15 protein-coding genes, 1 tRNA gene, 3 pseudogenes and 1 riboswitch are annotated in these 20,826 nt (G+C 64.7%); of the genes and pseudogenes, 11 read left to right on the top strand and 8 right to left on the bottom strand.

All coding sequences use genetic code 11. The features are described from left to right. Window positions 1-85: 85 nt before the first annotated feature. The gene (locus tag ACTGJ9_RS06035) at window positions 86-601 is read left to right on the top strand and encodes a L,D-transpeptidase (RefSeq protein ID WP_456676323.1); all 516 of its coding nucleotides are present in this window, start codon (window positions 86-88) and stop codon (window positions 599-601) included. Window positions 602-652: 51 nt separating this feature from the next. On the opposite strand, the gene ACTGJ9_RS06030 is transcribed toward ACTGJ9_RS06035, so the two are convergent. Then, the gene (locus tag ACTGJ9_RS06030; protein WP_456676322.1) at window positions 653-1,246 is read right to left on the bottom strand and encodes a thermonuclease family protein; all 594 of its coding nucleotides are present in this window, start codon (window positions 1,244-1,246) and stop codon (window positions 653-655) included. Window positions 1,247-1,289: 43 nt separating this feature from the next. Further along, on the bottom strand, window positions 1,290-1,487 hold the full coding sequence (locus tag ACTGJ9_RS06025; protein ID WP_456676321.1) for a DUF1674 domain-containing protein: 198 nt from the start codon (window positions 1,485-1,487) through the stop codon (window positions 1,290-1,292). A 189-nt stretch (window positions 1,488-1,676) separates the two neighbouring features. On the opposite strand from ACTGJ9_RS06025, the gene ACTGJ9_RS06020 reads away from it, so the two are divergent. The 3 genes from ACTGJ9_RS06020 to purH all read left to right on the top strand — a co-directional run bounded on the left by ACTGJ9_RS06020 (window position 1,677) and on the right by purH (window position 6,658). Then, window positions 1,677-3,023 carry an RsmB/NOP family class I SAM-dependent RNA methyltransferase gene (locus tag ACTGJ9_RS06020; protein WP_456676320.1) on the top strand — a complete coding sequence of 449 codons (1,347 nt, stop codon included), beginning with the start codon at window positions 1,677-1,679 and terminating at the stop codon, window positions 3,021-3,023. Window positions 3,024-3,180: 157 nt separating this feature from the next. Continuing rightward, window positions 3,181-4,899, top strand: coding sequence for a heparinase II/III family protein (locus ACTGJ9_RS06015; RefSeq protein WP_456678450.1), 1,719 nt, complete (start codon window positions 3,181-3,183; stop codon window positions 4,897-4,899). A gap of 59 nt (window positions 4,900-4,958) precedes the next feature. Beyond that, window positions 4,959-5,040: riboswitch (ZMP/ZTP riboswitch) on the top strand. 25 nt (window positions 5,041-5,065) lie between these two features. Beyond that, complete coding sequence (purH, locus tag ACTGJ9_RS06010; protein WP_456676319.1) at window positions 5,066-6,658, top strand: bifunctional phosphoribosylaminoimidazolecarboxamide formyltransferase/IMP cyclohydrolase; 1,593 nt, start codon at window positions 5,066-5,068, stop codon at window positions 6,656-6,658. A 184-nt stretch (window positions 6,659-6,842) separates the two neighbouring features. On the opposite strand, the gene ACTGJ9_RS06005 is transcribed toward purH, so the two are convergent. After that, entirely contained in the window at window positions 6,843-8,228 is a 1,386-nt protein-coding gene (locus ACTGJ9_RS06005; protein WP_456676318.1) for an MFS transporter, read from the bottom strand. A 101-nt stretch (window positions 8,229-8,329) separates the two neighbouring features. Here ACTGJ9_RS06005 and ggt point away from each other — a divergent pair. Further along, window positions 8,330-10,080, top strand: a pseudogene (gene ggt, locus ACTGJ9_RS06000) (gamma-glutamyltransferase). A gap of 96 nt (window positions 10,081-10,176) precedes the next feature. After that, a pseudogene (locus ACTGJ9_RS05995) lies at window positions 10,177-11,471 on the top strand (MFS transporter). Window positions 11,472-11,497: 26 nt separating this feature from the next. On the opposite strand, the pseudogene ACTGJ9_RS05990 reads toward ACTGJ9_RS05995, so the two are convergent. Further along, window positions 11,498-12,162: pseudogene (locus ACTGJ9_RS05990) on the bottom strand (glutathione S-transferase family protein). Window positions 12,163-12,310: 148 nt separating this feature from the next. Between ACTGJ9_RS05990 and ACTGJ9_RS05985 the strand changes: the two are divergent. From ACTGJ9_RS05985 to panE, 4 genes are all read left to right on the top strand, one after another. After that, on the top strand, window positions 12,311-12,907 hold the full coding sequence (locus ACTGJ9_RS05985; RefSeq protein ID WP_456676317.1) for a DUF2239 family protein: 597 nt from the start codon (window positions 12,311-12,313) through the stop codon (window positions 12,905-12,907). An 85-nt stretch (window positions 12,908-12,992) separates the two neighbouring features. Beyond that, on the top strand, window positions 12,993-14,342 hold the full coding sequence (locus ACTGJ9_RS05980; RefSeq protein ID WP_456676316.1) for an MATE family efflux transporter: 1,350 nt from the start codon (window positions 12,993-12,995) through the stop codon (window positions 14,340-14,342). A 103-nt stretch (window positions 14,343-14,445) separates the two neighbouring features. Continuing rightward, window positions 14,446-15,060, top strand: coding sequence for a 2-hydroxychromene-2-carboxylate isomerase (locus tag ACTGJ9_RS05975; RefSeq protein ID WP_456676315.1), 615 nt, complete (start codon window positions 14,446-14,448; stop codon window positions 15,058-15,060). Between the two features lie 105 nt (window positions 15,061-15,165). Beyond that, window positions 15,166-16,089 carry a 2-dehydropantoate 2-reductase gene (gene panE, locus ACTGJ9_RS05970; RefSeq protein ID WP_456676314.1) on the top strand — a complete coding sequence of 308 codons (924 nt, stop codon included), beginning with the start codon at window positions 15,166-15,168 and terminating at the stop codon, window positions 16,087-16,089. A gap of 32 nt (window positions 16,090-16,121) precedes the next feature. Here panE and ACTGJ9_RS05965 read toward each other — a convergent pair whose 3' ends face one another. The 4 genes from ACTGJ9_RS05965 to ACTGJ9_RS05950 form a co-directional block, all read right to left on the bottom strand. After that, window positions 16,122-16,715 (bottom strand): c-type cytochrome, encoded by a 594-nt coding sequence (locus ACTGJ9_RS05965; protein ID WP_456676313.1) that lies wholly within the window; start codon window positions 16,713-16,715, stop codon window positions 16,122-16,124. Window positions 16,716-16,810: 95 nt separating this feature from the next. Next, the gene (locus ACTGJ9_RS05960; RefSeq protein ID WP_456676312.1) at window positions 16,811-18,082 is read right to left on the bottom strand and encodes a PQQ-dependent sugar dehydrogenase; all 1,272 of its coding nucleotides are present in this window, start codon (window positions 18,080-18,082) and stop codon (window positions 16,811-16,813) included. A gap of 383 nt (window positions 18,083-18,465) precedes the next feature. After that, window positions 18,466-19,452, bottom strand: coding sequence for an NAD-dependent epimerase/dehydratase family protein (locus ACTGJ9_RS05955; RefSeq protein ID WP_456676311.1), 987 nt, complete (start codon window positions 19,450-19,452; stop codon window positions 18,466-18,468). 76 nt (window positions 19,453-19,528) lie between these two features. Beyond that, window positions 19,529-19,603 (bottom strand) — tRNA-Gly (locus ACTGJ9_RS05950). 272 nt (window positions 19,604-19,875) lie between these two features. On the opposite strand from ACTGJ9_RS05950, the gene trxA reads away from it, so the two are divergent. After that, window positions 19,876-20,799: a thioredoxin gene (gene trxA, locus ACTGJ9_RS05945; protein WP_456676310.1), complete on the top strand. Its 924-nt coding sequence runs from the start codon at window positions 19,876-19,878 to the stop codon at window positions 20,797-20,799. Window positions 20,800-20,826: the final 27 nt, after the last annotated feature.

Below are 20,826 nucleotides of genomic sequence, written 5' to 3'. Positions count from 1 at the left end.
AGGCGCGGTCAAGAATGTCTGGGCGAACGGGCAATTGCCGGTTTGCGTGAATTTGGACGATCCGTTCCGGGCAAGGGGAAAATCGATGTCGATGAAGATTGCACTGGCGCTGGCCGCCACAGTCGGGGCGGGGGTCTTGATCTCGACGGCAGCCGAGGCGCGGCCGGAAATGGTGGGGACGCACGTCGCCGACTATTCGCCCGGCACGATCGTGGTCAAAACCAGCGAGCGCCGGCTCTATCTCATTCTCGATGACGGCCACGCCATGCGCTATCCTGTCGGCGTCGGCAAATCCGGCAAACAATGGGCCGGCACCACCCGCATCGACGGCAAGTACCGCAATCCGGCCTGGTCGCCGCCCGCCGAGGTGAAGCGCGACAAGCCGCAGCTTCCCGATGTCATCCCGGGCGGTTCGCCGCGCAACCCGATGGGTGTTGCGGCAATGACGCTGGCCGGCGGCGAATATGCCATCCACGGCACCAACGTGCCGGGCTCGGTGGGCGGTTTCGTCTCCTATGGCTGCATCCGCATGCTCAACGACGACATCACCGATCTCTACAGCCGCGTCTCCGTCGGCACGACGGTGGTGGTGGCGCGCTGATCGTCGCACCCAAAACAGCGTTTGAAAGAGCCGCGTTTCGACGCGGCTTTTTTATTGCCAGAAGCGCCAGCCGCGCGCGCACCAGCCGGCGCGGTGGCCGCCATTGTAGCTGCGGGCGTAGCCGCCCGCGAGCATCGCCGCCGAAACGCTGGCGGTCCGTCTGGTCGCGACATCGGCGAGAACGCGCCCGTATTTTTCGAAGCCGAGATTGTAGATGGTGACGCCGCCCTGGCCGAGCAGATTGCGCAGCGCCGCGGTGGCGGCTTCCGCTCTGTCCAGCTCGTCCTGACAGGACGCCTTCATCTCGGGCGCATCGATGCCGCGCAGGCGAACCCGCGCGACGAGATCGCGCCCATCGCGTTGATGCACGCGCGCAAGAAAGGTGTCGCCGTCGATGGTACGGATGACGTCGATCGGCAGGCGGCTGTCGGATTTGCCGGACTGCTGCAGGATGATCTCGGCGTCCTGCGATTGACCATCGGTCGGGTGCGGAACAGGCCAGTGCGTGCCATGCCTGAAGGCGAGTACGACCGTCAACACGATTCCGACCACGAACATCCACGGCAATAGCCCGGAGAAACGGCGGCCGAATGGCGAGCGGTTGTACGGCGGTCGATAGGGATGGCCGGGGTCGAAGCGCGACATCCGCGCACGCTATGGCTGAGTCGGCAGAGCCCGCAAGAGAGCTTCAGAAATCCGAAGCGATGCCCTTGCGCTCCCAATCACCGTAGCGGGTGGGCTCAGGTCCTTTCGGACCCTGCAATTCTTTCGGTGCTGCCTCGGGGTGCGCCGCCGCGGCCCGCCGGCGTTCTTCGGCCTCGGCTAGCGCGCGCTGCGCGGCCGGCGGCAAGGGCTTGCGATCGGGAATGGAAGGCTGGTCACTCATCGCCGGGTGTCCTAGCGCAGGATCGAGGGTGGCGCGACGTCCAATAACGCATTGCTGAAATGGCAGCGACGGGCTGAAATCGCCAGAGGTCCATTCTTACATTTGGCATATTCGCGTGCCACAGCTGGCGTTCTTAAGGCATGCGCCCATACTGGCGGAACTGCCGCTCGCTCAGAACCTTACTTCCGCATGCCATCTCAACGTTTCGCTCCTCCGTCCGAAGTGCCCGGTCTCGCGGCGCGGCGGATCGCTGCCGACATCGTCGACGGCGTCTTGCACAAGCGCCGCACGCTCGATGACCAGCTCGACGGCTCCGGCGCCCATCCCGGACTGAAGACGCTCGCCGACCGAGACCGCGCGCTGATGCGGCGGCTGGTCGCAACCATCCTGCGCCGCCTCGGCACGCTCGGCCATGTGCTGTCGCGCCTGCTCGACAAAGGCATTCCCTCCGACGCACCGCGCGCACAGAGCGCGCTCCTGATCGGCGCCGCCCAGATCCTCTGGATGGACGTGCCCGATCACGCCGCGGTCGACCTCTCGGTTCGCCTGGTGCAATCCGACCGGCGCGCCGCGCGCTATGCCGGCCTCGTCAATGCCGTGCTGCGCCGCTGTGCGCGCGAAGGCCAGGCACTGGTCGAAGAGGTCGCCACGCAGTCGCTGGACCTGCCGCCTTGGCTGCTGGCGCGCTGGAGCGCGCATTATGGCGAGGCGACTGCACGGGACATGGCGCTCGCGCTCAGCCACGAACCTTCGCTCGATCTCACCGTGAAGTCCGACGCCGCACAATGGGCGAACCGGCTGCATGGCGAAGTGCTGCCGACCGGATCGGTGCGCACCGTGCTGCACGGTGCCGTGACGATGCTGCCCGGCTTCACCGAAGGACAATGGTGGGTGCAGGACGCCGCCGCCGCGCTGCCGGTCCGGCTGTTCGGCGACATCAAAGGTAAATCCATTGCCGATTTCTGTGCTGCGCCCGGCGGCAAGGCCGCGCAGCTGGCGCAGGCCGGTGCTCATGTCACGGCGATCGACCGCTCGCCGGCGCGGGTGGCGCGCTTGCGTGAGAACCTGAACCGGCTGTCGCTCCAGGCCGAGACCGTCGTCGCCGACGCCGTGGAATGGGCGGGCCCAGCGGATGGCCTTGATGGAATCCTGATCGATGCGCCCTGCACCTCGACCGGGACGATCCGTCGGCACCCGGATGTTGCGTGGCTGCGCCAGGAATCCGATATCGCCGCGATGACGGTGCTCCAACAACGGTTGCTGCGCAGATCCGTCTCGCTGCTCAAACCGGGCGGGACGCTGGTCTACTGCACGTGTTCGCTGGAACCCGAAGAAGGCGAGCAAGCCGTCGCCGCGCTGCTGGCCGCAGAGCCTGCGCTTCGCCGCGTGCCGATCGAGGCCGGCGAGGTCTCCGGGCTCAGCGAGATCATCACCGCCGAGGGCGATCTCCGGACCCTGCCGAGCCACCTGCCGCACGCCGACCCGAAGCTCGGCGGGCTCGACGGATTTTTCGCGGCCCGGCTCGTTAAATCCTGATTTTGCACCGGATTTTGCTAGCGCTGGACTGATTCGGGGCCATTCAAGGTGGTGTCCGCGGTCCGATTTTGGGATTAATAAGGATTCGTCGGAATCCTCTCCCCCTTCAAGGCAAGGCGTGTCGGTCGCTCAACGCAGACGTATCTCGACGCTGGTGATGAACCGCTTCGCGCGGAACATGCTCGCGCGCGCGAGCGGCGGCTCGGTTGCGCTGTCGCGGGTGTGGCCGGGCCGCGCCGATCGGCTGATCATCGCGCCGCATGATCTGCGCACCGCGGATGCGACACGCGCTGCCGAAATCTATGCCGGGCGCTTCGTTTTCGCCGGCAAGATCGTCAACTGCCACGGCCGCTCGATCTTCGATCTCGATCCGCCCTCGGAGGATTGGGAGGTCGCGCTGCTCGGCTTCGGCTGGCTGCGGCATCTGCGCGCCGCCGATACGGCGCTGACGCGGGCGAATGCACGCGCGCTGGTCGAGGACTGGATCAGCAACCCCGCCAACAAGCGCCGGCCCGTCGCCCGCCGCGCCGACGTGCTGGCCCGGCGCGTGATCTCGCTGTTGTCGCAGGCGCCGCTGGTGCTCAACGACACCGACAACAAATTCTACCGCCGCTATCTGCGCGCGCTGGGCCGCGAGATCCGCTTCCTGCGCTACACCATGGTCAACATTCCTGACGGCGTGCCGAAGCTCCAGGTGCAGATCGCACTGTGCTACACGACGCTCTGCCTCGCCAACCAGGCCCGTCACATCCGCAGCGCGTCGAAAAAGCTCTCTGACGAATTGCAGCGGCAGATTCTCCCCGACGGCGGCCACATCTCGCGCAACCCGGGCGCGCTGATCGAGCTGCTGATCGACCTGTTGCCGCTGCGGCAGACCTTTGCCGCGCGCAACATTGCGCCGCCGCCGGCGCTGCTCAATGCGATCGACCGCATGATGCCGATGCTGCGCTTCTTCCGGCACGGCGACGGCAATTTCGCGTTGTTCAACGGCATGAGCGCGACGTCTTCGGACCTGCTCGCCACCCTGCTCGCCTATGACGACGCCCATGGCACCCCGATGGCGAACATGCCGCACACCGGCTTCCAGCGCCTCGATGCCGGCCCGACCACGCTGATCATCGACACCGGCCCGCCGCCACCGCCTGGCGTCAGCCACGACGCACATGCCGGCTGCCTGTCGTTCGAGCTGTCCTCCGGCATCAGCCGCATCGTCACCAATTGCGGCATGCCGACGACCGGCCGTGACAATTGGCGGCCGTTCGCGCGCGGCACCGCGGCGCATTCGACCCTCACCTATCATGACACCTCGTCCTGCCAGTTCGTCGAGATGTCGGCGATGAAGCGACTGCTGCGCGGCGCGCCCATCACCAGCGGCCCCCATGAGGTGGAGAGCTATCGCGAGATCGTGCAGGAAGGCACGCTGCTCACGAGCTCGCATGACGGTTATCTCGCCAAGTTCGGCGTGATCCATCGCCGGGTGTTGATGATCACCAATGACGGCGGGCGGGTCGACGGTGAGGACATGCTGTCGCCGCCGCAGGGCGGGCGCCTCAAGGGCGCTGACGCCGGTTTCGCGCTGCGCTTCCATCTGCATCCCGCGGTGAAGGCGAGTCGGCTGTCGGACGCTCGCGGTGTCATGCTGGTGCTGCCGAACCGCGACGTCTGGACCTTCGAAGCCCTGGACGACAAAGTCGACCTCGAGGACAGCGTGTTCCTGGCCGGCAATGACGGTCCCCGCCGCACCGCGCAGATCGTGATCCGTCAGGATGCGCGCCAGGTGCCCTCGATCCGCTGGAGCTTTGTCCGTTCCACCGCCTCGCCCGCGGTCACCAATGCCCGCCGCAACGCCCGGCGCGAGCCGGAACTTCCGCTGTAAACAGGCGCGATCCAGCCCCATCTCCTCGTTGTGAAAACGGCCAAAAGCTGCTATCGAGCGCTCGTTCGCGCGACTGGCGACCTGGGATGGAGCACCATCGGGAAGCGCGAGACATATCCGCCGCGCGCCTGGGCATAGACACTCCTTTTGACAGAGGATCTTGCTCATGACTGACCATCCCCGCCGCGTTGCCCGTGCCCTGCTTTCCGTTTCCGACAAGACCGGCCTGATCGAATTCGCCAAGGCGCTTGCCGCGCATGATGTCGAGCTGGTCTCGACCGGCGGCACCGCGAAAGCAATCGCCGCCGCCGGCCTCAAGGTGAAAGACGTATCCGACCTCACCGGCTTCCCCGAGATGATGGACGGCCGCGTCAAGACGCTGCATCCGAAGGTGCATGGCGGCCTGCTCGCGATCCGCGACAACAAGGAGCACGCCGAGGCGATGAAGGCGCACGGCATCGCGCCGATCGACCTCCTCGTCGTCAATCTCTATCCATTCGAGGCCACTGTCGACAAGGGCTCGGGTTTCGAGGATTGCATCGAGAACATCGACATCGGTGGCCCCGCGATGATCCGCGCTGCCGCCAAGAACCATGACGACGTCGCCGTCGTGGTCGAGGCAGACGACTACAAGGCCGTGCTCGACGAGCTCGCCGCCAACAAGGGCGCAACGACGCTCACACTGCGGCGGCGGCTTGCCGCAAAGGCCTATGCGCGCACCGCGGCCTACGACGCCGCCATTTCGAACTGGTTCAACCGCCAGCTTGAGATCGACGCGCCCGATTTCCGCGCTTTCGGCGGCAAGCTGATCCAGTCGCTGCGGTACGGCGAGAACCCGCACCAGACTGCGGCGTTCTATGCGATCCCCGACAAGCGTCCGGGCGTCTCGACCGCGCGGCAGCTGCAGGGCAAGGAGCTTTCCTACAACAACATCAACGACACCGACGCCGCCTATGAGTGCATCGGTGAGTTCGACACAAAACGCACCGCCGCCTGCGTTATCGTCAAGCACGCCAATCCCTGCGGCGTTGCCGAAGGCGCGAGCCTCGTCGACGCTTACCGCAAGGCGCTCGCCTGCGATTCCACCTCCGCATTCGGCGGCATCATCGCGATGAACCGCTCGCTCGATGCCGCCACCGCGCGCGAGATCACGAAGATCTTCACCGAGGTAATCATCGCACCCGATGCCAGCGAAGAGGCGATCGAGATCATCGGCGCGCGCAAGAACCTTCGGCTGTTGCTCGCCGGCAGCTTGCCCGATCCGCGCACGGCCGGTCTCACCGCAAAGACCGTAGCGGGCGGTCTGCTCGTGCAGAGCCGCGACAACGCGGTCGTCGACGACATGATTCTCAAGGTCGTGACCAAGCGTGCGCCCACCGACGCCGAGATGCGCGACCTCAAATTTGCATTCCGGGTCGCAAAGCACGTCAAGTCTAACACCATCATCTACGCCAAGGATCTCGCCACCGTCGGCATCGGCGCAGGCCAGATGAGCCGCGTGGATTCAGCGCGGATCGCGGCCCGCAAGGCGCAGGATGCGGCCAATGAGCTAAAGCTCGCGGAGCCGCTCACCAAGGGCTCGGTCGTGGCGTCGGACGCGTTCTTCCCGTTCGCCGACGGCATGCTCGCCTGCATCGAAGCCGGTGCCACCGCCGTGGTGCAGCCCGGCGGTTCGATGCGCGACGACGAGGTGATCAAGGCCGCCGACGAGCACGGCATCGCCATGGTGTTCACGGGGACAAGGCATTTCAGGCACTGATCAGCGTAGCAGGCTACAAGAGCCACGACGGTCCTCTTGACTTCGTCATTGCGAGCGCAGCGAAGCAATCCAGGGTCTTTCCGCAGAGGAAGTCTGGATTGCTTTCGTCGCCAGCGCAAAGTTGCTTTGCAATTTTGTCGCGGGCTCCTCGCAATGACGGCGGTGAGATCGGAGCGCGGCTAATTTAGTCCCGCACCCGCATCAGCAGCGCGAACCCGGTGACGAAAAACGCGACCAGCACGGCCATGCCGGCCTTCTGGCTTCCGGTTGCCGCCGTGATCACGCCGATCAGCAGCGGGCCGGTGAAGGACGTGACCTTCCCGGTCAGCGCGAACAGGCCAAAATACTGCGCGATGCGATCCTTCGGCGCGAGGCGGATCAGCAGCGTGCGCGACGCCGCCTGAAGCGGGCCGCCAGCCGCGCCGATCAGGCAACCCAGCACGATATAGGCACGCTCGGCGGCAGCAGCGAACAGGGGGCCGCCGGGCTGCGGCGGCGCGACCTTGACGAATAGCACGCTGTCCTTGTCGATCAGGAGAATCGCCGCCACCGAGAGCAGCAGAATCAGCATGCTGCCGGCGATGACGCGCTTCGGACCGAGAAAATCGTCGAGCTTGCCGCCAAGCCAGGCGCCGAAGGTGCCGGCAACGGCGAGAATGATTCCAAACGTGCCGATCTGGATCGTGTGCCAGCCGAAGGTACCAGCGGCATAGATGCCGCCAAACGCAAACAGCGACACCAGCCCGTCCGTGTAGATCATGTTTGCGAGCAGAAACGCCGCGAGCGACTTCTGCTCCGGCAAATCTTTCAGCGATCGCTTCAGATCCGCCAGGCCTTCATGCAGCGCCGCGAGAACCGGACGTTTCGCCGGATAATCCGGCGTGAACAAGAACATCGGCGTCACGAAGATGATGAACCACAGCCCGGTCAGCGGTCCTGCAGCACGATCGCCTTCATGGGTGGCGGGGTCGAGCCCGAACAGCGGCGTGAAGCCGAGCAGCGTGCGGCCGGTCTCTGGATTGGCGGCAAGAAAGCCGAGCACGATGATCAGGCTGACGATGCCGCCGATATAGCCCGTGGCCCAGCCGGTGCCGGAGAGACGGCCGATGCGCTCCGGCGGCACCAAGGTCGGCATCATCGCGTTGTTGAAGACCGTGGCGAACTCCGCACCGACGCTCGCAAGCGCGACCGCGAGGAGCAGCGGCGGAATGATGGCATGATCGCCGGGCTTGCCGATCCACAGCGCGCAGGAGGCCAGCACGAGCACCGCGCCGAACGCGGCGATCCACGGCTTGCGGCGGCCCGACGCATCCGCGATGGCACCAAGCACCGGTGAGAGCAGCGCGATCGCCATGCCAGCTGCTGCCATCGCAAAACCCCAGAGCGACTGGCCCGTGGCAGGATCTGGCGCAATGCCGGTGGCAAAATAGGGCGCGAACACGAAGGTCGTGATCAGCGTGAAATAGGGCTGCGCGGCCCAGTCGAAGAAGATCCAGCTGACGACCGCGGCGCGCGGCGGATAGGTCCGCGGGGCCGCGGCCATGCACGCCGCCGGTGCGATCGTCGTCATGACGCAGTCCTCATCACAAACAGTTTTGTCTCTCTTAGCCCAAACCGTATAGCATTGCAGCGACGCGTTTTGGATTGGCCTGAGGGCCCGGCGGAAATTTGATGATGGCGTCATTTTCGACACGGCGGACTTTTTTCGCGCTCATCGCCACTCTGGCGTTTGGTCTTGCATCGGCAGCCGCGCAGGATGCGCGGCGGGCTTATCTCCCGCCGGCGCTCGATACGGTGCATGCGATTCCCGCCGAGCACGGCATGGTGGTGGCGCAGGAGAAAATATCTGCGCAGGTCGGCGCCGATATCCTGCGGCGTGGCGGCAATGCCGTCGACGCGGCCGTCGCGACCGGCTTTGCGATGGCAGTGACTTATCCTCGTGCCGGCAATATCGGCGGCGGCGGCTTCATGGTGATCCATTCCGCCGAGCGCAACGAAGACATCGCGATCGACTATCGCGAGACCGCGCCGGCAGCAACCACGGCGCAGATATTCCTCGATGCCGACGGCAGGCCCGATCCCGCCAAGTCGCGCGATTCCGGACTTGGCATCGGCGTGCCCGGCACGGTCGCGGGCCTCGCGCTCGCGCTCGAGAAGTTTGGCTCGGGCAAGTTCACGCTGGCGCAGTTGCTCGAACCTGCGATCCTGCTCGCGCGCGACGGATTTATCGTCACCGACGACATCGCCGACACCCTGCCGGGTTGGTACCCGCGACTGGCACGCTGGCCGTCCTCGGCTAAAATTTTCGCAAAGGCCGACGGCTCGCCGCTTGGCGAAGGCGACAGGTTGGTGCAGAGCGATCTCGCCGACACGCTGGCGAGTGTCGCAACGCAAGGGCCGCGCGGCTTCTACGAAGGTCCGGTGGCGGAGAAGCTCGCCAAAGCCGTGTCCGACGCCGGCGGCTTCATGACCCCGGCTGACCTGAAGGCCTATCAGGCCGTGATCCGTTCGCCGGTGCGCGGCACCTATCGCGGCTATGACATCGTCTCGATGCCGTTGCCGTCGTCCGGCGGCGTCGTGCTGGTGGAATCGCTCAACATCCTCGAAGGCTTTCAGCTCGCCGATTTGAAGCAGGGTTCACCGGCATCGTTGCATCTGCTGATCGAAGCCATGAAGCGCGCCTATGGGGATCGTGCGCGCTATCTCGGCGATCCCGCCTTCGTCAATGCACCGATCGAGACCCTCACGGCGAAGGACTATGCGGCCAAGCTGCGTGCGAGCATCTCGACCGATCGCGCGACACCGTCGAAGGAGATCGTTTCTGCCCTACCTGCGCCGCGCGAAGGCAGCAACACCACGCACTTCTCCGTCGTCGATGCCAGCGGCAACGCTGTCAGCAACACCTATACGCTGAACTTCAGCTACGGCGTCGGCCTCGTCGCCGACGGCACCGGCGTGCTGTTCAACAACGAGCTCGATGATTTCACCGCGGCGGTCGGCGCGTCCAACGCCTATGGCCTCGTCGGCTACGAGGCCAATCTGCCCGGGCCCGGCAAGCGGCCGTTGTCCTCGATGTCGCCGACCATCGTGCTCAGGGGCGGCAAACCGGTGCTGGTTACGGGCTCGCCCGGCGGCAGCCGCATCATCTCGACCGTGCTCCAGGTGATCGTGAACGTGGTCGACTACAAGATGGACGTGGCGGCCGCCGTGGCCGCGCCACGGCTGCATCACCAATGGCTGCCGGACGAGGTGCGCGTCGAGCGCGGCTTTCCCGATGAGGTGCTGTTCGAGTTGAAGGCGATGGATCATCTCATCGTCGAGCCGATGGGGCAGACCTCCGCCAACTCGATTCTCGTGACGCCGAACGGGCCCTCGGCGCACCGGATCCGCGCTCGCGCGGCGCGGAAGCGGCAGGACAGTAGTCCTGCCCCTGCATGGCACGACCGCGCCCGTCGGCTTGCGCCGGCCGCCGCGCGTGCTACCACCGCCCGGCCAAGGAATTTGCCGGGAAAACGCACATGACCACAGCCGATCCGACTGGGCGCATCGAACGCGCCGAGATCGAGGACACCAGCCTTCTCGCCTTCTACCGCGACATGAATGCGCCGGAGCGAAAGACGTTCTGGGCCTGCGCAGCAGGCTGGGCGCTCGACGGCATGGACTTCATGATCTACCCATTGGTGATCGGCACCATTGTCGCACTGTGGAAGGTCGATGCGGCCTCGGCCGGCCTTGCCGGCACGGTGACGCTGCTGGCCTCCGCCATCGGCGGCTGGCTCGGCGGTTATCTCTCCGACCATATCGGCCGGGTCAGGACGCTTCAGATCACCATCATCTGGTTCTCGGTCTTCTCGCTGGTCTGCGCGGTCGTGCAGAATTTCGAGCAGCTTTTGCTCGCGCGCGCCGTGCTTGGCCTTGGCTTCGGCGGCGAATGGGCCGCGGGCGCCGTACTGATGGGCGAAGCGATCCGGCCGCAATATCGTGGACGCGCGGTCGGCTCGGTGCAATCGGGCTGGGCAGTCGGCTGGGGTCTTGCCGTGCTGTCGCAGGCAATCCTGTTCTCATTGATGCCGGCGGAGACAGCCTGGCGCTGGATGTTCGTGATCGGCGCGCTGCCAGCGCTGCTGGTGTTCTACATCCGCCGCTCCGTCACCGAGCCGGAAATTGCGGCCGAGGCGCGGGCGAAGCAGGCCGCAAGCGGCAATCGTCCGGCGCTCTGGGAAATCTTTTCGGGTCCGATCCTGAAGACCACGATCCTGGCGTCGCTGATGGCGACGGGTTGCCAGGGCGGCTACTACGCCGTCACCTTCTGGGTGCCGCAATTCCTGACCAAGGAGCGTCACCTGTCGATCGTCGGTTCGACCGGCTATCTGTCGACGCTGATCATCGGGTCCTTCATCGGTTATCTCGTCGGCGCCTGGCTGGCCGACCGGATCGGACGGCGCAATCTGTTCCTGATCTTCTCGATCGGCGCCATGGCCGTCGTGCTGCTCTACACGCAACTGCCGCTGACCAACGAGATCCTGTGGGTGCTCGGCTTCCCGCTCGGCTTCTTCGCCTCTGGCTATTTCTCAGGGATCGGCGCATTCCTGACCGAGCTCTATCCGACGCGGCTGCGCGGCTCGGGCCAGGGCTTTGCTACAATTTCGGCCGCGGCATCGGCGCGCTGTTTCCGTTCCTCGTCGGCGCGCTGTCGGCATCGACGTCGCTGGCGAACGCGATCGCGATCTTTGCCGTCGTGGCCTACGCGGTGTTCTTCATCGCTGCCTTCGCGCTGCCGGAGACGCGCGGCCGCGTGCTGCACGCGGACTGAAAGGTCATCCGGGGCGGTGAGGAAACTTACCGCCCCACCTGGTACGGGCCGCCCTTCTCAAGGGCGCGCGCATAAGCCGGCCGCGCGTGAATGCGCTCCAGGAACGCCATGGCCTTGGGATGGCCTTGCTCGAGCCCGCCGCGCGCTTGTGCTGCTTCAAGCGGAAAGCTCATCTGGATGTCCGCTGCAGTGAATTCATTGCCGGCAAACCACTCGGTCTTGCCGAGCTCGCCTTCCCAATAGTCCATGTGCTGCTTGAGCTGCGGATTGACCAGCGCGGTCAGCGCCTGGTTCGACACCTTGCGCACCAGCGGCCGAAGCAGCGCGGGGGCGCGCTTCGGCATCAGCGTGAACAGCAGCTTCAGCAGCAGCGGCGACATCGCCGATCCCTCCGCATAGTGCAGCCAGTAGGTGAATCGCAGCCGCTCCGGCGTATTCGGCGGGGGATCAGCCGGCCATTGCCGTAGGTCGCGACGAGATATTCGATGATCGCACCTGATTCGGCGATGGTGCTGCCGTTATCGGTGATGACGGGCGACTTGCCGAGCGGATGGATCGCGCGCAGCTCCTTCGGCGCACGCATATCCGGCTGGCGCTGATAACGCACGATCTCGTAGGGCGCGCCCAACTCCTCGAGCAGCCAGAGCACCCGCTGCGAACGCGAATTGTTGAGGTGGTGGACGGTCAGCATCGCGAGATCCTTAGGGCTGGGCGTGATCGGTCGGCCGGGTACCTGCCAGCCCGGAACCGCAATGTCGAGCCATTCGGGCGGGATATTTTCATCCGGGTATATTGACCTCAGCAATTTACCCGGTTATTAAGTCGCCAGGGTCATCGATATGGCAATGATTTCAATGCAGAGGATTTTCACCGCATTCCAGGGCCCACGCCGCCTGGTCTCCGGGCCGGCGGGAGAGGTCGCGCTGGTCGTCAAGCGCGTGGCGCGACGGCCGGACGAGCCCATCATCATCTTCGAGGATGCCACGGGCCGATCGATCGACTTCGATCTGCGCGGCGGGGATCGCGAGGTGCTGGCGCGCCTGGCGAAGCTGATCCCGCCGCCGCTTGAGGAGATCGCTCCACCAACCGAACCTCGCGGCCGCGGCCGGCCGAAACTCGGCGTGGTCGCGCGCGAGGTGACGCTGCTGCCGCGGCACTGGGAGTGGCTCGGCGCGCAGCCCGGCGGCGCTTCGGTCGCCTTGCGAAAACTTGTCGACGAGGCTCGACGCGCGAGCGGCGACAAGGACCGCGCACGGCAGGCGCGCGATGCGGCCTATCACTTCATGTCGACCATGGCCGGCAATCTGGCGCAGTTCGAGGAAGCGTCGCGTGCGCTGTTTGCGGATGACAGGCGGCGCTTCACCGGACTGATCGCCGACTGGCCGGCCGACATCCGCGACCACATCGTCAAGCTCGCCTATAGCGACCGCGCCTAGGCGCGATCTTCAACAACCCCAGACGGCCAAGCCGCGCGTGCTTCGCGCGGCAACGGCTTTGCTCGCCCTGATGAAAGGCCCATCCATGCCCGCCCCAAAACCGCTCTGGAAAAGCTTCCTGCGCTTCCTCGCCCCGTTGATGTTGAGCAACGCGCTGCAATCGCTGTTCGGCACCGTCAGCAATGTCTATCTCGGTCAGATGATCGGCGTAGATGCACTGGCGGCGGTCTCGACATTCTTCCCGGTGTTTTTCTTTCTGTTTGCCTTCGTCATGGGCCTGAGCACCGGCGCCACCGTGCTGATCGGCCAGGCCTTCGGCGCGGGCGACCACGGCAGGATCCGAATCGTTGTCGGCACGACGCTCGCAGTCGGCTTGCTGCTCTCGATCTCTGTCGGATTGGCCGGCGGCCTGTTCAGCCGGCAATTGATGATGGCGCTCGCGACGCCCGCAGACATCCTCGACCAGGCAAGCGCCTATGCCCGCATCATGCTGCTGACGATGCCGCTCGGATTCGTGTTCCTGCTCATGACGGCAATGATCCGCGGCGTCGGCGACGTTGTGACACCGCTGCTCGCGCTGGCATTGTCGACTGCGATCGGCCTGATCCTGACGCCGATGCTGATCCGCGGCGCATTCGGACTGCCGGCGCTCGGCATCACCAGCCCGGCCTGGGCGGCTGCGATCTCCAATGCGGTGACGCTGCCCGCGCTGGCGGCCTATCTGCTGCGGAAGAAGCACGCGCTCGCGCCGGACGCCGCCCTGCTGCGCCATGTGCGGCTCAATCGTGCTGTGATCGGAAAAATCCTCGGCATTGGATTGCCCAGTGCGGTCGGCATGGTCGTGATGGCGATCGCCGAACTGGTTCTGCTCGGCCTCGTCAACGGCTTCGGCTCGGACGCAACGGCGGCTTACGGCGCGGTCAATCAGGTGATGGGCTACACGCAGTTCACGGCGATGTCGATTTCGATCGCGGTCTCGATCCTCGGCGCGCAAGCCATCGGCGGCGGCGACCGGGCGCGGCTCGACGGCATCGTCCGCACTGGTCTTGCGTTCAACCTCGTCCTGACTGGCGGGCTCGTGGCGCTGATCTATCTCGCGCCGCGCACCGTGCTCGGCATCTTCATCACCGACAGCGCCGTGCTCGATCTGGCGAAAGGACTGCTGTTCGTCGCCTTGTGGAGCTCGGTGCCGTTCGGCCTTGCCACCACGTTTTCCGGAGCGATGCGAGCGGCCGGCGTTGCGCTGACGCCGATGCTGCTGTCGATTTTCGCCATTGTCGCGATCGAGCTGCCGGCTGCGGTGATCCTGAGCCGCACGATCGGTCTCGAGGGTGTGTGGGCGGCGTATCCGATCGTGTTCTGCGCCATGTTCGTTTTGCAGATGGGCTATTACCTGCTGGTGTGGCGCAAGCGGAGGATCCGGCGTCTGATCTGATCATCGAGATATTATGATCGTCATTAAACGGTGGACCTGTGGCGTGCGCTGCGCCACAATAGGTGAAAAGCCAGATCAAAAAGCCAGGTCAGGGAGAACGAATTTGCCCCGCACATCACCGCAATTCCTGTTCGATTTCGGCAGCCCGAACGCCTATCTCAGTCATCTGGCTATTCCCGCGATCGAGCAGCGCATCGGCGTCAAATTCGAGTATGTGCCGATCCTGCTCGGCGGCATCTTCAAGTCGACCAACAATAGATCGCCGGCCGAGACGCTCGCCGGTATCAAGAACAAGCGCGAATTCCAGCAGGTCGAGACCGAGCGCTTCGTCAAGCGCTTCAAGGTCCAGCCCTACGTCTTCAATCCCAACTTCCCCGTCAACACGCTGAACCTGATGCGTACCGCGATCGCGGCGCAGCTCGAGGGCGTGTTCGAGACATATGTCGAGGCTGCCTTCCACCACATGTGGCGCGAACCGAAGAAGATGGACGACCTCGAGGTCGCAGCCAAGGCGCTGGCGTCCTCGGGGCTCGATGCCCAAAAGCTGTTCGCCCGCGCCCAGGAACCCGAGGTGAAAGGCAAGCTGATCAAGAACACCGAAGAGGCGGTCGCCCGCGGCGCGTTCGGCTCGCCGACCTTCTTCGTCGGCAACGAGATGTTCTTCGGCAAGGAGCAGCTGCGCGAGGTCGAGGAGATGGTGCTGCAAGGGGGCGAATAATGAGTGGCGAATAGCGAGTCGTGAAATTGTGACTCGTCATTTGCGGCCTCTCGCCCTATTCGCTATTCCCTACTCGCCATTTGCCTCGTTCAACGGAGCTCTACAATGCGTATCCTCGTGGTCGGCGCCGGCGCCATCGGCGGCTATTTTGGTGGCAGGCTGTTGCAGGCCGGCCGCGACGTCACGTTCCTGGTCCGACCGCGCCGCGCCAGCGAGCTCGCAAGCGCCGGCCTCGTCATCAAGAGCCCGAATGGCGACGTGACCTTGAAGAATCCGCCGACCGTGCAGGCCGATGCGCTCAAGGAAAAATTCGACGTCGTGCTGCTGAGCTGCAAGGCGTTCGACCTCGACGATGCCATTAAATCGTTCGCCGCCGCAGTCGGCCCGAACACCACGATCATCCCGATGCTCAACGGCATGAAGCATCTCGACACGCTCGATGCCGAGTTCGGTGCCGAGCGCGTGCTCGGCGGCCTCTGCGCCATCGCCGCAACCTTGAACGAGAAACGCGAGGTGGTGCAGCTGCAGCCGATGCAATCGATCAACTACGGCGAGCGCAATGGCAAATTGTCGGATCGCGTCCAGGCGATCGACGAAGCCTTCAAGAGCGGCATCAAAGGCGCCACCGCCAGCCAGAACATCATGCAGGACATGTGGGAGAAGTGGGTGTTCCTGTCCTCACTCGCCGCAAGCACCTGCCTGATGCGCACCTCGGTCGGCAACATCCTCGCCGCGCCCGGCGGCCGCGACTTCCTGCTCGGCATGCTCGATGAAACCAGCTCGATCGCCACCGCGTCGGGCTACACACCGGGCGGTCCGTTCTTCGAGCGCGTGAAGGGCAACCTCACCACTGAAGGCTCGCCGATGACGGCCTCGATGTTCCGCGACATCAAGGCGGGTTTTCCGGTCGAGGCCGATCACGTCATCGGCGATCTCATCGCGCGCGCCGACGCCGACAAGGTCCCGGTACCGAAGCTGCGCATCGCGTATACGCATCTCAAGGCGTATGAGAAGCAGCGCGCGGGGTAATCGCTGTCATCCCGCACACGCGCAGCGAAGCGCTATTTGAAGTACGCGAGATAGTGCGAGACGGCCGTGATTTCCTCATCGCTCATGTGATAGGCGACATCGGCCATCGCGGCGCCGCCGCCGCCGACGCGCTGGCTGCTCTTGTAGTCGTGCAGCGCCTTGACCAGATATTCCTCGCGCTGACCCGCGAGCCGCGCGACGGCCTTGGTGCCGGCAAAGCTGTCCGTGTGGCATGAGGCGCAGCGGCGGCCGGCGGCAACTTGCGCGCCCTTTTTCGACAGGTCCGGATCCTTGTCGTCCGCGGCCTTCGGCGGCGTCAAGGCCGCGAAATAGGCGCCGAGACTGCGAACATCTTCGTTGGTGATCTCCGCGGCAATCGGCTGCATCTGCTCGTTCTTGCGGGAGCCGGCGCGGAAGAACACCAGCTGCCATTGCAGGAATTGATCGGGCTGGCCGGCCAGCGAGGGAATGTTCTCGGTCTGCGAAATACCGTTCTCGCCGTGACAGCCGGAGCAAACGGCTACCTTCTCCTGGATCGCAGTATTATCGGCGGCGCTTGCGGGAAGGGCGCCGAACGTGAGGAGCGCGGCCGCCCTGATTGCGTGCGAGATGAGCTGCCGGCGCATGGAAGGAATCCCGATCTATCGACTGCCGCGTGAGACTTCGAAATGGAAAAGGCTGCGGCGCCTCTCGGCCACCGCAGCCTCGTGGTCATGTTGCGTTACTTCTTGCTGTAGCTGATCCGATAGATCGCTCCGGCCCAGTCGTCGGCGACGAGGATCGAGCCGTCCTTGGCGAGGATGATATCATCGGGGCGGCCGAGATAGCCCTGATCACCCTCGATCCAGCCGGAGGCGAACACCTCCTGCTTGGGGTTCTTGCCGTCGGGCCCGACGATCACGCGCACGATGCGCCCGCCCTGGTACTTGTGGCGATTCCAGGAGCCGTGCTCGGCGATCAGGATGTTGTTCTTGTACTCGGCGGGGAACTGGTCGCCGGTATAGAACTTCATGCCGAGCGGCGCGACGTGAGCGCCGAGATTCAGCACGGGCGGCGTGAACTCGGAGCACTTGTGGCCCATGGCAAACTTCGGATCGGGAAGGTCGCCCTGGTGGCAGTAGGGATAGCCGAAATGCTCGCCCATCTTCGAGATCATGTTCAGCTTGTCGGAGGGGAGGTCGTCGCTGACCCAGTCGCGCGCATTCTCGGTGAACCAGTATTTTCCGGTGCGCGGATCGACATCGCCGCCGACCGAGTTGCGAACGCCGAGCGCATAGATTTCGGCGTTGCCGGTCTTGGGATCGACGCGCCGGATCTGCGAGACGCTGGTCGGGGGAATGCCGACGTTGAACGGCGGTCCGAACGGAATGTAGAACCAGCCGTCCTTGTCGGCTGCGAGATACTTCCAGCCATGCGCGGCATAGGACGGCATGTCGTCATAGACGACCTTGCCCTCGCCGAGATTGTCGAGCTTGTTTTCGACGTCGTCATAGCGGATCAGCTTGTCGACCGCGATGACGTAGAGCGCACCGTCCTTGACGGCCAGACCCGTGGGCATGTTCAGGCCCTTGAGGATGGTCTTGACCTCTTTCTTTCCGTTCTTGTCCTTGATGGCATAGACGTTGCCGAGGCCGAACGAGCCGACGAACAGCGTGCCCTTGTCACCCCAGGCCATCTGCCGCGCGGCCAGCACGCCGGAGGCATAGACCTCCATCTTGAAGCCCGCCGGCAGCTTCACCTTCTTGATGATGTTGGCGAGCTCGGCATCGGAGGCGCCGGTCGGCGGACCCGAGGGCGGGGCGAGGCCCTTCTGCGCCTCGGTCTCGTCGCCGAGGAACCAGTCATCCGGCGGATGGGTCCAGAAGTCCTTAGTGCCGGATTCGTATTTCTTGAGCGCCCGGCCTTTGTCCTGTTGTGCGTTGACAACGCTGGTCCCGGCAAGAAGGGCCACCGCTGCAAGCGCCAACACGGATCGATGGATCATCGATGTCATCGCGTCACTCCCCTAAGGCAGCCGTCAGAGCTGCGCGTTCTTTGTTTTGCTGTTCGAGCAGGCGAAGTTCTTGGTCTGTCGAGGTGGCAGACGCAAAAAGGTTAGCACATCTGCGAGTGGAGAGAAGCGGGTCGCGTGGTCGGCAGCTGCGGTCAATAAAGATTGAGACGGGATTGTCTCTCGGCGTGCAGGTGCCGACCGACGACACTCTCGCTGCAACGCGGCATCGACGTGACGCGCGCCTCATTTGCGGGCAGCAGAATGGTCGACCAATCCAAAAACGCGAAAACAACCCCATGCACAGTAGAACGACCGAGACCGGACGATGCGCGGTCATCCCGGCCACACACCTGAAGCATCGTGCGAATTGACAAAAGCGGCGACTATTTGGCGACGGGATAGGGTCCATCGTCAAATTGCGTGTCGTGATAGAACTTCGCTCCCACCTCGCGCGCCAGGGAGCTACGGAAATCGGAGCCATCGCGCAGGCTGCGCAGCACATGGGCGAAATCGAATTCCGGATGCCAACCCAGCTCGCATCGCGCGCGCTCGTTGACATAGACGCGGTCGATCCCGGGGAATAGCCGCCAGCCGCGCGTCGCATAGAGCCGGGCGCAATCCGGATAGAGCTCGCGCACGACACCGGCGGCATCACGGAGGAGGGCGGCGAGATGGTGTTGCGCGAATGGAGTGGTCGCGGAGACGATATAGCGGGCAAACCCGATCTCAGGCGCGCGCGCCGCAGCGAGCAGATGGGCGCTCACTGCGTCCGCTATATCCAGCCGCCGATAGAGCAGCTCGTTCGCTTGCGCGTTGTCCCGCGGGTAGACCGATCGCATTGCGGGATCGTCATCGTCCTCCGGAAAGAACCGCGAAGTCCGCAACACCACGACCGGCAGTCCGCGCTCGCGAAAGAACAGCTCGCACAGGTTTTCCGCCATCAGCTTTGTAGTGCCGTAGATGTTCTTCGGGATCGACGGCAGCTCCTCGGTGACCCACACCGCCGCCTGGCCCGCCTCCGGCCGGAGCTGCGAGCCGAACGCGCTGGTGGTGCTGGTGAAAACAAAACTCTTCACGCCGGCCGCGTCGGCCGCCTCGAGCAGATTGAGCGTGCCGGTAACGTTGGTGTCGACAAAGGCCTGCTTGCTGTGGGTCGCCACATGCGGCTTGTGCAGCGTCGCCGTGTGGATGACAGCGGTGACGCCCTCCATCTGCGCCCGGACGAAGCCGGGATCGACGATCGAGCCGACCGCGTCGGTGAAGCGCGATGCCTTCAGGTCGATCCCGCGCGCAGTTGACCCGCGACGCCGGAGCGTCCGGAGAATGGCCTCCCCGAGGTGGCCGGCACTGCCGGTGACGAGGATGGTCATTTGAGACTCACGCCAGTGGCCAGCGGCGTGGAAAACCAGGACCCGACCTGATCTGGCTGGATGCTCTGGGAAAAACTGGAGCGGGCGAAGGGGCTCGAACCCTCGACCCCGACCTTGGCAAGGTCGTGCTCTACCACTGAGCTACACCCGCATCCTGTGTCGGTCGCGTGACGCGCCGGCAACGGCTGTCGTATGCCAAAACCGGGCGGCGAATGCAACAGCTACGGGCGGCATAGATCGCTTTCCGAGCCCCAATATGAGCCCGAACCCGACCGAATCGCCCTAAAAGCACCGGAACTGCCGAATCGACGCCGGTGGATTGAAATTCGGCCGTCCCGGCCCAAATTTAGGGCCTGAAACGAAGCATATGCGATGGCGCCGTGCTAAAGACCCGCCATTCCAGACATCAGACGAGGGGATCCCGTGACGATCATCGACCAGGGTAACGGAGCCGCAGTCCCGGCTGCGGCCGATCTGATCAAGGACACCACCACCCAGACCTTCGTGAAGGACGTCATCGAGGAATCGAAGCGCCAGCCGGTGCTGATCGACTTCTGGGCGGAGTGGTGCGGCCCCTGCAAGCAGCTTACGCCCGTGCTGGAGAAGGCGGTCAAGGCGGCCAAGGGCAAGGTCAAGCTGGTCAAGATGAACATCGACCAGCATCCGGCCATCCCGGGCCAGATGGGCATCCAGTCGATCCCGGCCGTGATCGCCTTCGTGAACGGCCAGCCCGCCGACGGCTTCATGGGCGCCGTGCCGGAGAGCCAGATCAATGCCTTCATCGAAAAGCTGACCAAGGGCGTCACTGCGCCCGGCGAGCCCAACATCGCCGAGATTCTGCAGGAAGCCGAGGCCGTTCTCGCCGAGGGCGACGCCGCAGCCGCCGCGCAGATCTACGCCGAAGTGCTCCAGTACGATTCGACCAACATCGCAGCGCTCGCCGGCCTCACAAAATGCTACGTCACCTCCGGCGCGATGGAGCAGGCGAAGCAGACGCTGGCCATGGTGCCGGAATCCAAGCGCAACGACGCGGCCGTGAAGGCCGTGCAGACCGCGATCGACCTCGCGGAGCAGGCGGAACAGCTCGGGCCCATCGCCGAACTCGAACAGAAAGTCGCCGCAAACCCGCTCGATCATCAGGCACGCTTCGACCTCGCCACGGCGCTGAACGCGCAGGGCAACCGGGCCGCTGCCACCGAGCAGCTGCTCGCGATCGTCAAGCGCGACCGCAAATGGAACGATGACGGCGCCCGCAAGCAGCTGGTGCAGTTCTTCGAGGCCTGGGGCGGCACGGACGAAGCAACCGTCGAGGGACGCAAGCGCTTGTCGACGATCCTGTTTTCATAAGGGCAACGTGCAGGCGACGTCAGCGGG

This window comes from Bradyrhizobium sp. RDM12, from assembly GCF_051917485.1.
Lineage (GTDB): Bacteria > Pseudomonadota > Alphaproteobacteria > Rhizobiales > Xanthobacteraceae > Bradyrhizobium.
This window is presented reverse-complemented; position numbering and strand designations above follow the sequence as displayed.

What these genes read in the sequence shown, in the direction of transcription:
- ACTGJ9_RS06035 (WP_456676323.1), top strand. Translation starts at nt 86, where the DNA reads ATGTCGATGAAGATTGCACTGGCGCTGGCCGCCACAGTCGGGGCGGGG.
- ACTGJ9_RS06030 (WP_456676322.1), bottom strand. Translation starts at nt 1,246, where the DNA reads ATGTCGCGCTTCGACCCCGGCCATCCCTATCGACCGCCGTACAACCGC.
- ACTGJ9_RS06025 (WP_456676321.1), bottom strand. Translation starts at nt 1,487, where the DNA reads ATGAGTGACCAGCCTTCCATTCCCGATCGCAAGCCCTTGCCGCCGGCC.
- ACTGJ9_RS06020 (WP_456676320.1), top strand. Translation starts at nt 1,677, where the DNA reads ATGCCATCTCAACGTTTCGCTCCTCCGTCCGAAGTGCCCGGTCTCGCG.
- ACTGJ9_RS06015 (WP_456678450.1), top strand. Translation starts at nt 3,181, where the DNA reads ATGAACCGCTTCGCGCGGAACATGCTCGCGCGCGCGAGCGGCGGCTCG.
- purH (WP_456676319.1), top strand. Translation starts at nt 5,066, where the DNA reads ATGACTGACCATCCCCGCCGCGTTGCCCGTGCCCTGCTTTCCGTTTCC.
- ACTGJ9_RS06005 (WP_456676318.1), bottom strand. Translation starts at nt 8,228, where the DNA reads ATGACGACGATCGCACCGGCGGCGTGCATGGCCGCGGCCCCGCGGACC.
- ACTGJ9_RS05985 (WP_456676317.1), top strand. Translation starts at nt 12,311, where the DNA reads ATGGCAATGATTTCAATGCAGAGGATTTTCACCGCATTCCAGGGCCCA.
- ACTGJ9_RS05980 (WP_456676316.1), top strand. Translation starts at nt 12,993, where the DNA reads ATGCCCGCCCCAAAACCGCTCTGGAAAAGCTTCCTGCGCTTCCTCGCC.
- panE (WP_456676314.1), top strand. Translation starts at nt 15,166, where the DNA reads ATGCGTATCCTCGTGGTCGGCGCCGGCGCCATCGGCGGCTATTTTGGT.
- ACTGJ9_RS05965 (WP_456676313.1), bottom strand. Translation starts at nt 16,715, where the DNA reads ATGCGCCGGCAGCTCATCTCGCACGCAATCAGGGCGGCCGCGCTCCTC.
- ACTGJ9_RS05960 (WP_456676312.1), bottom strand. Translation starts at nt 18,082, where the DNA reads ATGACATCGATGATCCATCGATCCGTGTTGGCGCTTGCAGCGGTGGCC.
- ACTGJ9_RS05955 (WP_456676311.1), bottom strand. Translation starts at nt 19,452, where the DNA reads ATGACCATCCTCGTCACCGGCAGTGCCGGCCACCTCGGGGAGGCCATT.